Genomic DNA, 13818 nt, shown 5'->3' on the forward strand with positions numbered 1-13818 from the left:
GGAATCCGTGAGGCGATGCAGCCCGGGAATCTAGCACCATCGGCCGGGCTTGAAGCGCCGCAGCCGCGGTTTACTCGTAGCGGATGTCGGCGTTGACGCTGTCGCCGCCCGGCTTGCGGTCGGCGCCGTAGCTGACGATGTCGAAGGGCTGGCTGGTGCCCGGCGCGCTAAATTCGTAGGGCGTATTCCAGGGGTCGCGCAGCTCGGCCTCCTTCGCGTACGGACCGAGCCAGCCGCTGGCGCCGCCGGGCTGTGTCACGAGGTCGCCGAGGCTGTTAGGCAACGTGCCGGTGTCCATCTCGTACTGGTGCACCTTCTCGGCCAGCGTCTGCACCTGCGCCTTGGCCAGATTGACGCGCGCGCGGTCGCCACCGCCGAGGATGCGGGTCGCCGCGAATGCGACGATGCCGCCGATCAGCACGACCACCAAAATGATTTCGATCAGGCTGAAGCCGCCCTGCACTGCGCGCGGAGAGCCGGTGAAACGCGAGCGGCGCGGGATAGGCATCGGGATGTCCTCGTGGCGGAATTCAGCCGATTGTACGCGTGACACCCGAGAACGCACCCCGCTCAGAACTGCGCCAGCAGATACTTCGCGCGGCGCTGCGCTTCCGCGTACGCATCGGCGGACAGGCGGTCCCTGACGTAACGCTTCACGTCTAACCCGGGACGGCAGTGTTGCGGAATGCAGAGCCGATACACCATCAACGACCCTGGCCCGCAGTGCTGGAAGCGCTCGCAACTTGCCAGAACCACGGCGTGCTCCCACGCGTCACGCAGGGTATCGTGATTCATTCCAAATGGTCGATCGGCGACCTGGGCAGGATCGAAGAATCGCTCATCGAGCAGAATGATCTGTATGCTTTCGTAGAGTGCGGGACTGTCAGCCTTCTTGCTCATGACCTCTGCGGCGCGACGGAGCTCGGCACGATCCTCGACTCCCATCTCCGGATCGACTTCCAGCAATGTGCTGACCAACCGGGCCTCCGCATCACCTGAGACAACCCGACGCCGCATTTCCGCACTTTCTTCAGCGTGTCCTTCAAGCGGCCGCGGATCGGGACAGAATCGCGCCTGGAAGGTGCGGATGTCAGCAAGCGACCGACTGAACGCAGCATCGTTGCGCTGCGCGTTAAGAGCACTCTGGATCCCGTAGGTATCGGTGATGCACACATCGGTCGCGGAGGACGCGGCAATGAGAACGCCGAACGAGGCGCCGGACCTTCTCGCAGCGGTCTGCAGCTGCTCGTAGCGACTCGCTCGCCACAGCATTGACTCTTCGTGGCCCGCGCGGGAAGTCGGCCTCCGCGCCACCTCGACCGCGCTGTATGCCGTCGGTATGGCGTTGTCATTCTCGGACGCGTCTGACGTCGCAGCCGGCCGGCACGCGGACAGCGGGATTGCCAGCATGCCGGCCACCAGACAACCAATCTTCAAGCTTCGCATTCGCCCATCCTTGAACAAATCCCCTCCAAGATCACCCGATGACGCTGGTCAGGTCGTAGATCGGCACCAGCACCGCCAGGATCACCACCATCACCACCAGTGCGAGCAGCATCGTGATCGCCGGCACCAGCGCGGCGAGCATGCGGTCGAGCGCGGTGCCGGTCTGCTGGTCGAAGGTGTCGGCGGTGCGCAGCAGCATCGCGTCGAGCGCGCCCGATTCCTCGCCGACCTGGATCATCTGGATGGCCAGCTTGGGAAAGCGCTTGCCGCGGCCCAGCGCGGTCGACAGACCCACACCGTTCTTGACCTCGCTCTCGGCGGCCTCGACATCGGCCGACAGCGCCAGATTGCCGAGCACCTTGCGGCCGATGCCGAGTGCCGAGATCAACGGCACGCCGTTGCGCAACAAGGTCCCGAGCGTTCGTGCGAGTCGCGCGGTCTCGATGCGTGCCACCAATGGCCCGACGATCTTGCGCTGCAGCAGCCAGCCGTCGAAACGCAGGCGGAAGCGGGCGTCGCGCAGCTTCAGTACGAAGGCGTAGGCCGCGATCGCGGGTACGACGACCAGCAGGATCCACCAGTCCCGGACGAACTCGCCCAGACCGAGCACGATCTGCGTGAACACCGGCAGCTCGGCGTCGAGGCTCTCGTACATCGCCGCGAACTGCGGCACCACGTAGCCGAGCAGGAACAGCAATGACGCGCCGACCATGACGATCAGGATCGCCGGATAGATCAATGCGTTGATGACGCGCCCGCGCAGCACGCGCGCGCTTTCCAGGTAGTCGGCCAGGCGCTGCAGCGTGTCTTCGAGACTGCCGCCCGCTTCGCCCGCGCGCACCATGTTCACGTACAGCCGCGAGAACGTGCCGTGCTGGCGCTCGAGCGCGGTCGACAGCGACACGCCGCCGCGCACCGCATCGCGCAGCTCGGTGATCGTGCGCTTGGCCTCGGGTTCTTCGGGCAGGTCGAGCAGGATCGTCAGCGCGCGGTCGAGCGGCTGACCGGCATTGAGCAGGGTCGCGAGCTGCTGGGTGAACTGCACCAGGCGTTGCCCGGAAAACGGCTTGGGCTTGAATAGCGCCTTCCAGTCCTCGACCGCGCGGGCCTCGCTCGCCGGCCGCGCCTCGACCGGCAGATGGCCCTGTTCCTGCAGACGCAGTGCGACCTCGGCCTCGCTGCCGGCCTCCATGGTGCCGTCGAGGACTTCGCCGCGGGTGTTGAGGGCTTTGTAGCGGTAGAGAGGCACGCTCAGCCCGTCCGTTCGATCAGCACGTGCAAGGCGCGCGCGCCAGGCACACCACGTTTCGCCTGATACCCGAGCGCTGGCAGATCCAGTCCTGCGAACAGCGATTCGCCCTGACCGAGCAACACCGGCGCGACGGCGAGATGCAGGCTGTCGATCAGGCCGGACTGCAGGTACTGGCGCACGGTCGTGGCGCCGCCCCCGATCCGCACGTCGGCGCTGCCCGCTGCCTGCCGGGCCAGCGTCAGTGCCGCCTGGTGACCTTCGGTGACGAAGTGGAATGTGGTGCCGCCTGCCATCGCCAGCGGCGGTCTCGCGTGATGCGTGAGCACGAACACCTCGCAGTGGTACGGCGGCTCGTCGCCCCACCAGCCGCGCCATCCGTCGTCGGGCCAGGCGCCGCGCGAGGGACTGAACATGTTCCGGCCGAGGATCCACGCGCCGACGCCGTCGAACCCACGCGCCGCGAAATCGTCATCCACGCCGGACTCGCCCTCCGCGTTGCCGAGCACGTTGCGCTGGAAGGTCCGGGTGGGACGGAACCAGTCGTGCAGGGCCGTGCCGCCCGCGCCGAGCGGCGCATCGAGCGACTGGCCCGCGCCGGCGGCGAAGCCGTCGATGGACACCGCGAAACTGTCGACGCGCACCTTGCCCATCACGCGTCCTCCGTCACCCGCAGCACTTCCTCGATCGTCGTCTCGCCGCGCAGCGCCTTGAGGATGCCGTCCTCGTACATCGTGCGCATGCCCGACTCGCGGGCCAGCTGTTCGAGTTCTCCCATGCCGGCGTGGCGCATCACCGCGCGGCGCAGGGCGTCGTTCATGACCAGGAATTCGACGATCGTGGTGCGGCCGAGATAGCCGGTCGGCGCAATGGCGGACGCGCCCGGGCGATACAGGAATATCTCGCCCTCGGGCTGGAAGCGCCGCAGCTCGAAGCGCGCGATCTCTTCCGGCGATGCGGCATAACGCACCGCATGCGTGGGCTCGAGTCTGCGCACCAGGCGCTGGGCGAGGATGCCGTTGATCGTCGAGGTCAGCAGGTAATCCTCGACGCCCATGTCGAGCATGCGCGTGATGCCGCCGGCGGCGTTGTTCGTATGCAGCGTGCTGAGCACGAGGTGGCCGGTCAGCGCCGACTGGATCGCGATGCGCGCGGTCTCCAGGTCGCGCATTTCGCCGATCATGATCACGTCCGGGTCCTGACGCACGATCGAGCGCAGCGCATGCGAGAAATCGAGCCCGATCTGCGGCTTGGCCTGGATCTGGTTGATGCCTTCGATCTGGTACTCGACCGGATCCTCGACGGTGATGATCTTCACGTCCGGCGTATTGAGCTGCGACAGCGCGGTGTAGAGCGTCGTCGTCTTGCCCGAACCGGTGGGACCGGTGACCAGCAGGATGCCGTGCGGCTGGTCGAGCACCTTGTTGAACTGCGGCAGGAATTCGTCGGTGAAGCCCAGCCGGTAGAAATCGAAGACCACCGTCTCGCGGTCGAGCAGTCGCATGACCACGCTCTCGCCGTGCGCGGTGGGCACGGTGCTCACGCGCAGGTCGAGCTCCTTGCCCTGCACGCGCAGCATGATGCGGCCGTCCTGCGGCAGGCGCCGCTCGGCGATGTTGAGCCGCGCCATGATCTTGATGCGGCTGATCACCGCGGCCGTGAGATTCACCGGCGGACTCTCGCCGTCGATCAGCACGCCGTCGACGCGGTAGCGCACCTTGAGCCGGTTCTCGAACGGTTCGATGTGGATATCGGACGCGCGCAGCTCGACGGCGCGCTGGATCACCAGATTCACCAGGCGGATCACCGGCGCTTCGGACGCGAGATCGCGCAGGTGCTCGACGTCGTCGACGTCGCCGCCGCCCTCGCCGTCGGCCGATTCGATGATCGTACCCATCGCGCTGCGGCCCTGGCCGTGCCAGCGCTCGATCAGGTCGTCGATTTCCGAGCGCAGGCCGACGGTCGGCGCGATGTCGCAGCCGGTCGCCAGCCGCACCGCGTCCAGCGCGTAGGCGTCGTAGGGATCGGACATCCACACGCGCAGGCGGCCCCGGCTCTCGCCGATGGGCAGCAGATGGAACTGGCGCAGGAAGCGCACCGACAGCGGCTGCGCGCCGTCGACGAGTTCGGGCGGGTCCTCGGGCACCGATTTCACCGCGATCAGCGGCAGCTCGAGTTCGGCAGCGCAGGCCTCGGCGTGGTCACGTTCCGAGACCAGCCCCAGACGCCCCAGCAAGCCCAGCAGACTGCCGCCTGCTTCCGCGTGCAGGCGCTGCGCGCGGGCCAGGTCGACCTCCTTGAGCCGGCCGAGCGCGCGCAACCGCGCGACGATACGGTCTTCGGGCGTGTCGGGACGCGCAGCAGGACCCTCGAGGACCGCGTTCACGGACTGGCCATTCCTTCGATTCGGACCGGTCGACTTTAGCAGTTCGGCACGGTCCGGCAGCGGCGACAGCCACAGCGGGAAACAGCGGAATCAGGGACGCGCCTGAGGCGCGGCGCTTCGCGGGATCAACGCGGCGCGGCGCCATCCGACGGCACGTCGACGCCGTCGGTCTCGACACTGCGCTGCAGATCGGCCGGCGGTGGATCCTCCCGGCGCATCTCGTCCGCGCTGGGCTTGCGGTCGCGGGTGCTCGGCGTGGGCACGTAGTAGCCCACGCGCTCGAAGAAACGGCGATAGAAGCCGGTGTCCTGCACCGTGCTGCTGGCCACGCGCACCAGCGAATCCTCGCGACTGCCGACCGGCAGCGACAACGAGCCGATGCCGCCCACACCGACGCTGGCCGAGTTCGAACTCTTGCGCAGCACGTAGCGATCCAGCAGCGCGCTGACGAAGAGCAGCGTGCGCTCGTTGCCGCGCGGCACGCAGGACACGCGCACCGACAGCTGCGTGTGCACTTCGTCCTCGGGCTGGAAATTCTTGGTCGCTTCCACCGCGTCGTCGCTGGACTTGCCGACGGCGTACCCCTGGCCGAGCAGCGCGAGACGCGCGGAGCTGCAGACCTGTGCGGGCGGCAACTCGTAAGTCCGCGAGTAGGTCTCGTCCGAGTCGAAGGACTCACCCATGAACGGCGCGTCCTCACGCGTATTGCGGCCGCACCCGGCCAGCACGATCACGGCGAAGGCGACGGCGCTCAGGCGCGGCAGGGACAGTGTGGGACGCATCGCAGGCGGGTTTCCAGGGCGGGCACGCGATGATAACGGCGCAGCGCGCAGCGGCTTTCGACACCGTCTGCACGGTTCATCGGGCAGACGGCGAGACCTCAGTGCGCGACGGGCGCGGCCGCGGGCGGGTCGTTGCGCGTGCGTCGCTCGGCTTCGAGCCAGTCCAGATGCTCGGCCAGCGTACGTCCCTCGGCCGCGGCCTCGGCGCTCGCGGCTGCGTCGAGCGCCTTGGAGACCGACAGGCGCGTCGCGATGCCCTGCGCGTGCCGCGAGGCCGCCGTGTGGCGCAGCATCGCCAGCAGCATCGCCGCGCTCGCGGTGCTGGCAACCGGCTCGCCGCGCAGCACCAGCGTCCACTCGCCTTCCGCAAACGTCGCGCCCGCGAGCACGCGATCGTCCGGCCCCTTGAGCTGCGCATGGACCTTCGGTCCGCCGGTCTGGCTGTCGGTACGACGCGGCGCGGTACGACGGCGTGCATCACGGCGGGACTTGGACGAAATGGACATCGGCGGGCGATCAACGCGGTCGGCTGGCGCGACAGTATCCCAGATCACCCGGCAGAGGCCGCGAATCTCCGCTGACCGCTCCGTCACGCAGTCGCTGCTGCAATGCACCGCCCGACGTCATGGACACGACATGGCCCTCGCGCGCTTCCACATTCGCAACGGCTTGGCACGCGTTGATGCCCTGGAGACCGGCCGCTGATGCGCCGGACACCGGTGGCGGCGCACGCGTCACGCAACCGCGGCGGTGCGGCATGAGCACCACGGACACCACCCCGAGTCAAGGCGTGGCGCACGACCGGGCCGGCGCAGCGCCAGGCAGCGGACGCATCGGCGCGATCGATCTCGCCCGCGGCTTCGCGGTCTGCCTGATGATCCTCAGCCACGGCACCAACGCGCTGCTGCCGTTCGATGACTTCCCGTCGTGGGGACAGGTGCCGGTCCACGCGATCACCAAGTTCTCCTCGTCGCTGTTCGTGCTGGTCTTCGGCATCGCGCTGGCGGTCGCCTTCGTTCCCAAGACCGGTGCGCCGGACTGGCCGCAGCGTCGCAACCGTCTGCTGTGGCGCGGCGTGCTCGTGCTGTTCTGGTACAAGGTGCTGACGGTCGTGGAGATGTATGGACGACACGACACGTCCGCGATCGTCGACACCCTGCTCTATCGCGACTTTCCGTCGTTCGTCGAGATTCTCGGCTTCTATGCGATCGCCCTGCTGTGGATTCCATGGCTGCTGCCGTTGTGGGCGAAGACGCCCGCCGTGCTGCGCTGGTTGAGTCCGGTTCCGGTCGCCTTCGCCTCGTGGTGGCTGCTGCACCATTTCGACTTCTGGGGCGTGCCGCAGCTGCAGGCGCTGATCGTCGAGCATCCCGACTACTACACCTGGGGCCAGCTCGCGCGGGGCCCGCTGATTCTCGTCGGCCTGCTGATCGGCGGCGTGCTGTTGCAGGCCTACCACGCGCCGCGCACGCGCTGGGCACTGGCGGGCGTCCTGGCGTTGCTGTCGGCCGCACTGTTCGCCTGGTTCCTGCTGCGGGCCGGGGATCTGCGGCCCTTGCTGGTCGACATCGCGCGCAACACCGGCAAGCACCCGCCGCAGCTGATGTTCATGCTCTTCAGTGTCGGCGGCGCGTTCGCGCTGCTGGCCGTCGCCATCGCAGGCGGCGAGTGGCTGGCGAAGTGGCTGCGACCGGTCGCGGTGATCGGCAGCGACGCGCTGATGGCGTTCATCGTGCACATCAGCGTGATCTTCCTGGTGTTCCGCGAAGCGATGGGCCTCTACCAGGCCGTCACCTACGAGCGTGCGCTGTGGCTGACCGCATTGCTGCTGATCGCCACGGCGACCTGGATCTGGCTGTGGGGCGCCATGAAGCGCGGCCTGCGAACGGCGCGCGAGTCGCGGATTCAGCGCGAGTGAAGGGCGCGGCCCGCAGGCTCCCGTGCCCATGCTGAGACGCCTGCACTGCCTCGTCTTCGCGGTCGTGTCCGTCTATGTCTTTGGCCTCGCGCCAGCGCAGGCGCAACGCGATAACGCCGTTCCACCTGCGACCGCGACGCAGCCGGGCCACGTGACGCCGTCGCCCGTGGTCGATGCGCGCTGGACGACCACACTGGACCATCACGTGCGCGCGATCGACGCGCGTCTGGGTACCGGTGAACTCGGTGTCCATGTGCAGCGACTCGATGGCGGCACGCAGTACGGCTTCCGTGCCGACGAGGTCTGGTATCTCGCATCCGGCGTCAAGGTGCCGATCGCGATCGCGGTCCTGCGCGAGATCGAACAGGGCTGGCTGACGCTGGACACCCAGGTCACGCTGCGCGCCGACGACTTCGTCGATGGGGCCGGCGGCACGAACGCGCATCGCGCCGGCGACCGGCTCACGATCGCGTGGCTGCTGGAGCAGATGATCGTCCACAGCGACAACACCGCCAGCGACGTGTTGATCCGCACGGTCGGGCTGGGACAGGTCAATACGGTCGCCTCGGAGCTGATCGCCCGCGATGTGCGCATCACCTCGCTGGCCGACGTGCGTCGGCTTGCCTACGGCATGTTCCATCCCACGGCCGCGCAGCTGTCCTCGCAGGATCTGCTTTCACTGCAACGCGCCGGCGCGGGCCAGGCCCGCGTGCGCAGGCTTTCGCAGCTGCTCGGCGTACCGCAGTCGGACTTTCTGCTGCCCGATCTGGACAGCGCATTCGAGTCCTACTACGCGACCCATGCCAACAGCGCCACGCTGCGCGACTACGGCCATATGCTCGGCGCGCTGCAGGCCGGAGATGCGCTCGGCCCCGAAGGCACGCGCTATCTGCTCGACGTCATGGCGCGCGTGCAGACCGGCAAGCAGCGCATCCGGGCAGGCCTGCCGACGGGCGCACGCTTCGCGCACAAGACCGGTACGCAATACCGGCGCATCTGCGACTCGGGCATCGTGACGGTACCGGCGCGCGGTGGCGCCGCACCGGTGCAGGTCGTGGTGGCCGCCTGCGTGCGCGGCGCCGGCACTGCGGCCAGCGAACGCGCGCTGCGTGAGCTTGGCGCGGCCCTCACCGCATCGGCGGTATTCGAACAGCCCCCTGTTCCGACAACCGGCCGATGACCTCGCACATTCCTTCGCGCACGACATTCCGGCACGCGAGCATTCTGCTCGCGATCGCGCTGCTCGCCGCCTGCCGCGGCGCGGACGCCCCATCGCCTGCATCCGACCCCGACGCGCGTGCCGCGATCGCCGCCGCACAGACCACCGACGCGGCCTGGGTCGGCGCACTCGACACGCGCATCGATGCACTGGATGACGCGATACCGGGACGCTTCGGTGTCTACGTCCGTCACTACGGCGCCGCGCCGGGCACGCTGGACCGCGGCGACGACCGGGCCTGGTATCTGTCATCGGCGATCAAGATTCCGGTTGCGATCGCCGTGCTCGAACAGGTCGACGCCGGTGCGCTCTCGCTCGACGAGATGCTGACGCTTGCGCAGACCGATTTCGTCGACGGTTCCGGCGACATGCTGCAGCGCAAGCCCGGCGAGCGCTTCAGCATCGGCACGCTGCTGGAGAAATCGCTGCGCGACAGCGACAGCACCGCGACCGACATGCTGATCCGCAAGCTCGGCGAGGATCGGCTCAACGCACGCATCGGCGAATGGACCGGCGGCGGCTTCGGCCCGGTCACCACGATCCTGCAGGTGCGCTACGACGCCTACGGACCGGTGCACCCGGGCGTGGCGCGACTCGACAACATGGCCATCGTGCGGCTGCGCAATGCCGACGCCGGCGAAGCACGCCTGCAGGCGCTCGCCCGTGAACTCGGCGTTGCGCGCACCGATCTCGACGCGGACACGCTCGAAGGCGTGTTCGACGCCTACTACCGCAGCGATCGCAATACCGCGACCTTGCCCGCGTTCGCGACGCTGCTCGACCGCCTCGCCGCCGGCGAGCTGCTGTCGCCCGACAGCACACGCCTGATGCTCGATCACATGCGCGGCATCAGCACCGGCGATCGCCGCATCTCGGCCGGTCTGCCACCGGGCACCGATTTCGCGCAGAAGACCGGCACCCAGCTTCGGCGCGCCTGCAACGTCGGCGTGGTCGACCCCGAACGCGCGCGTGACGGTGCGACGCTGGTTCTTGCCTGTGCAGAGGATTTCGACGACATCGCCGACGCGGAGACCGCGTTCCAAGGGCTGGGGCGCGCGCTGGGCGAGACGGTGCTGGTAAGCAAGGCGGCTGAAACACGATCGTCCAGATGAAAAAGGGCCGATAAGCGCGGTGCGCCCATCGGCCCTCATGGAATCTTCGACCTGCCCCGCCCGAAGGCGGAGCAGGTCCTCGATTCAGTTCTGCGGAGCGGTGAAGCGCGCCTGCAGGATCACGTTGGCGTACGCACGGGTGCCGGCCAGCTTGATGTAGTACGTACCGGCCGCCGGCGCATTGATCCGGATGGTTTCCGAATTGCCCGGACGCGTGGAGTTCCACATACCGGTCGCTTCGGGCGCTTCATCACGACTGACATGCAGCGAGACGTCACCGCTGCCGCCGCTCGTGGTGATGCTCAGCGGACCGGTCACGCCTGCAGGCACTTCGATGCTGTAGAGCGTTTCGCTGCCGGTTGCGCCGCTGAGCGACCGCACGGGCGTGCCGTTGAGGATCGGCGTGGCCGGCGGCGCACAGTCGACTTCACACGGCGGCTCGATCGCCTTCAGCACGGCAGCGCCGGCGTTCACGATGCCCGGACCGATCTGGCGGTTCGCCGCTGGCGTGACGGTGAACGGCGTTGCCGTCTGCTTGAGGATGTCGAGCACCTCAACCGGTGTCAGCAGCGGCAATTCGGCGGCCAGACGTGCGCTCTGCATCAGGGCGACGACGCCGGCCACGTGCGGAGAAGCCTGCGAGGTGCCCGCCGAGCCGGACGCGTAGTCCTCTGCGATCTCGTCCGAAGGCGTCGGCGTGGTGGTGCCGGGGTTCTTCGCCTGCCAGATGAAGCCGTCGTAGATCTGCGTGCCGCCGCTGCCGTCGTTGGCGTACACACCACCGCCCGGGGCCGAGATGTCGATGCCGGCGCCGTAGTTCGAGTAGTAGGCGCGCGCGCTGGTCACGCCATTGGAGGCCACCGCGATCGCACCCGGGCAATTCGCGGGCGAGAAGTTGGCGACGTCGCCGTTGCTGTTGCCCGCGGCGATCACGACCGTCGCACCGAGCGCGTTGGCCTGCGCGATCGCATCCGCTTCGGCCGAGGAACACGGACCGGAGCCGCCGAGGCTCAGGTTGATGACCTGCGCGGGATTCTGGTTGGTCGGCACGCCGGCCACCTCACCGCCTGCCGCCCAGATGATCGCATCGACAATGTCAGCCTCCGCACCGCCGCAGTGACCGAGCACACGCACCGGCAGATGCTTCGCGCCATAGGCGACGCCGGTCATGCTGATGCCGTTGTCGGTGAGCTGCGCACCCGCGCTGCCTGCGACGTGCGTGCCGTGCCAGGAGCTGTTGCGCTGCTGACAGGTGCTGGCGCCCGGGTAGTTGATGGTCCAGTCACCCAGATCCCAGCCACCAGGTACACGGCCGTCCGTGTCACGACCGGACACGAATGCGTCGGTGATGAAGTCGTAGCCTGCGTCGGCCAGCGAGGTGTCGATGTCCGGATGTGCGCTGATGCCCGTATCGAGCACCGCGATCGTGATGCCCTCGCCGTCCGACAGATCCCAGGCCGCCGGCACGTTCGCGCCGCCGCGGTTCGGGCCGCCGTCGAAGGTCGCGCCGCCGTCCGGCGCGCGCATGTGCCACTGGTATTCCTGGAAGTCGGGATCGTTCGGCACGTAGGCCGGCTGCACCGATGCGATCTGGCGGAAGCGGTCCACGCTGACAGACTTGACGTTCGGATCGGCAGCGATCTGGCGCACCAGTGCATCCGCTTCGACCCGATCGAGGCCGTGCGCCAGGCGGACCAGCTCGTGGCCGGTGGCGAGCTTGCGCTGGTAGGTCACGTTCGACGCCTTGCTCGCGCCGCGGATGAGGCCCGAGCGCACCATGGCGCCCTGCACGTTCGCGACCACGGCGTTGCGGTTGCCCTTCTGGCTGCTGCCGTCACGGTATTCGATGATCAGGCGCTGGACGGGACGCGCATCCACGCGACCTTCGACGTTGTCGGTCGACACGTTGGCGGCCGAACGCGAGGTCTTGCCCGCCTCGACGCCGCCGATGGTCAGTGCTGCTGCGACCGCGACCGCGAGCGTGCACGGGATGATGGCTTTCTTCATTGGAACCCTCTCTCTGCAGAATGGATGGATCGATTGCACTTCGTGCGGCGATGCCGCCTTCCCGTGTCATCTCCAGGCCGGACCGTCTTCCGGTTCCGGCCGCCTCGCGCCTCACCGCGCCGCCTGCCGCACCGGCAGGCAACGCGGTCGTCAGTTACCAGCCGAAACCCGCGCCGACGCCGACCGACTTCTCGTCACCGCTCAACGCACCGCCGAAGGTCACCGTGGCGCGCTCGCTGATCGCCCGCTGGTAGCCCAGCGACAACGCGCTTTCACCGCCCTGGAAGCCCACGCCGACGCCGACCCGGTTCTGGGTCCGGATACCCGCCGCACTCGTCGCCATGTTCAACATCGCCGCGCCCATCGCGCCCTGACGGTCGATCCGGCGATCGGTGTCGTAGAAGCGGCGATCAACGTCGCCCTTGAACGACTCGAACGTGTCGTTGAAAGCGGCGAAGCGCTGGTCGGTGTAGGTATTCGCGCTGGTGACGGCCTGGGTCGCGGTGGTGTCGGCGTAAGCGCGTGCTTCCGCCGATGCCGCCTCCACCTGGGCCATCGTCACGCCGCCGGACGCAGGCAGATCACCCGCCGCCTGCGTGGCCGACGCCGTCACGCTCGTCGTGTCGGACACACGCTCCCGTCCCGCGCTCGCCGCAGTGGGCGTGCCCTGGACACCAGTGCTCCGCGCGCCAGTGTCCGCGCCTTCGACCGGCGCTTCGGCCTGTGCGCTGGCGATGCCGTCCTGCGCGGCTGCGCCCGTGGTGGCGGCCGCCGAGCGCTGCTCGGCCGTCCCGGTCGCAGCTGTCTCATCACCGCCTGCGGCCACCTCGGTGCCCGCAGTGGCACTCGTTGCACGTCGTGCATTCGAGTCCGTTGCAGACGCTTCCTCGGCAGTGGCCGCTGTCGCCACGGACATATCCGCCTTGCCGGCGTTCGCCGAATTGACGGCGGCGTCCAGCGTGCCGACCTGCTGCTTGAGACCACTGATCTCGGCATCCAGTGCACCAAAGGCATCGCCGACGGAGTAGTAATTGCCACCCTGGATCGCGTATGTGGGAGCGGAAATCGTGCCGAACGCGGTGACTGCCGCGCCGCCGCCCAGTGCGTCCGCTGCCGACTGCAGCCCGCCATACACCTGTCCGCCCGTGACGGCGTCGGTGCTGCCTGCACTGATGGAACCGTTCGCCAAGTTGGTCAAGCGGGTGCCATCCTCGCCATCGAAGGTCAGCGTGGAACGATTGTCATCGTCGTAGGAGATCGCATTGGCTGCGACATCCTCGACATCGCCCAGACGGTCCTCCACACCATCGACGCGCGTGTTGGTCTCGGCCAGCTGGCCACCGTTGACCGCGTCGGTGCTGTCTGCAGAGAGCTCGCCGGCTGCGACGTTGGTGATCTGGCGTTCGTTGCCGACGCTACCGACGGACACGGAATTCGCCCGGTCCGCCTCCGATCCCTGGCCGAGCGCCACGCTGCCTTCCGCCGTCGCGGTTGCATCCGAACCCAGCGCAAGACTGTCGTCACCTGCGGCGGTGGAGAAGTTGCCCACGGCCGTGCTGTTGAAGCCCGAGGCCCACGCGGCACCACCGATCGCGGTCGAGTAGTCGCCGCTGGCCTCGGTCGGGAACAGGTTGAACAGGCCCGCGCCGCCACCGACCGCGACGCTGTTGACGCCGCTTGCCACCGAGAACGAGCCGAT

General features: G+C 68.3%; 12 protein-coding genes. 3 read left to right on the plus strand and 9 right to left on the minus strand.

The genetic code is table 11. The features are described 5' to 3' along the window. Positions 1–70 precede the first annotated feature (70 nt). From gspG to E2F49_RS08470, 7 genes are all read right to left on the minus strand, one after another. A complete protein-coding gene (gspG, locus tag E2F49_RS08440; RefSeq protein ID WP_133393380.1) occupies positions 71–508 on the minus strand; it encodes a type II secretion system major pseudopilin GspG in 438 nt (145 codons plus the stop codon). A gap of 62 nt (positions 509–570) precedes the next feature. After that, complete coding sequence (locus E2F49_RS08445) at positions 571–1446, minus strand: hypothetical protein (RefSeq protein WP_133393381.1); 876 nt, start codon at positions 1444–1446, stop codon at positions 571–573. 31 nt (positions 1447–1477) lie between these two features. Further along, complete coding sequence (gene xpsF / locus E2F49_RS08450) at positions 1478–2695, minus strand: type II secretion system protein XpsF (RefSeq protein WP_055249685.1); 1218 nt, start codon at positions 2693–2695, stop codon at positions 1478–1480. Between the two features lie 2 nt (positions 2696–2697). Further along, positions 2698–3348, minus strand: a complete 651-nt coding sequence (locus E2F49_RS08455; protein WP_133393382.1) for a dihydrofolate reductase family protein — start codon at positions 3346–3348, stop codon at positions 2698–2700. Beyond that, positions 3348–5081 carry a type II secretion system ATPase GspE gene (gene gspE / locus E2F49_RS08460; RefSeq protein WP_133393383.1) on the minus strand — a complete coding sequence of 578 codons (1734 nt, stop codon included), beginning with the start codon at positions 5079–5081 and terminating at the stop codon, positions 3348–3350. Before gspE ends, E2F49_RS08455 begins: the two co-directional genes overlap by 1 nt. A 125-nt stretch (positions 5082–5206) precedes the next feature. After that, positions 5207–5863, minus strand: a complete 657-nt coding sequence (locus E2F49_RS08465) for a DUF2242 domain-containing protein (RefSeq protein ID WP_082387525.1) — start codon at positions 5861–5863, stop codon at positions 5207–5209. Positions 5864–5961: 98 nt separating this feature from the next. Continuing rightward, a complete protein-coding gene (locus E2F49_RS08470) occupies positions 5962–6369 on the minus strand; it encodes a hypothetical protein (RefSeq protein ID WP_133393384.1) in 408 nt (135 codons plus the stop codon). 251 nt (positions 6370–6620) lie between these two features. Between E2F49_RS08470 and E2F49_RS08475 the strand changes: the two genes are divergently transcribed. The 3 genes from E2F49_RS08475 (at position 6621) to E2F49_RS08485 (ending at position 10112) form a co-directional block, all read left to right on the plus strand. Next, complete coding sequence (locus E2F49_RS08475; protein WP_133393385.1) at positions 6621–7781, plus strand: heparan-alpha-glucosaminide N-acetyltransferase domain-containing protein; 1161 nt, start codon at positions 6621–6623, stop codon at positions 7779–7781. A gap of 151 nt (positions 7782–7932) precedes the next feature. After that, positions 7933–8961, plus strand: coding sequence for a serine hydrolase (locus E2F49_RS08480; protein WP_243713518.1), 1029 nt, complete (start codon positions 7933–7935; stop codon positions 8959–8961). Further along, a complete protein-coding gene (locus E2F49_RS08485) occupies positions 8958–10112 on the plus strand; it encodes a serine hydrolase (protein WP_133393387.1) in 1155 nt (384 codons plus the stop codon). Before E2F49_RS08480 ends, E2F49_RS08485 begins: the two co-directional genes overlap by 4 nt. Before the next feature lie 84 nt (positions 10113–10196). Here the strand turns inward: E2F49_RS08485 and E2F49_RS08490 are convergent, their stop codons facing one another. Continuing rightward, positions 10197–12119: a S8 family peptidase gene (locus E2F49_RS08490; protein WP_133393388.1), complete on the minus strand. Its 1923-nt coding sequence runs from the start codon at positions 12117–12119 to the stop codon at positions 10197–10199. Between the two features lie 154 nt (positions 12120–12273). Further along, positions 12274–13818 (minus strand): YadA-like family protein (locus E2F49_RS08495; RefSeq protein ID WP_208004837.1); only part of this gene is annotated, 1545 nt, incomplete at its 5' end.

Source organism: Luteimonas terrae, from assembly GCF_004358165.1.
Taxonomy (GTDB): domain Bacteria; phylum Pseudomonadota; class Gammaproteobacteria; order Xanthomonadales; family Xanthomonadaceae; genus Luteimonas; species Luteimonas terrae.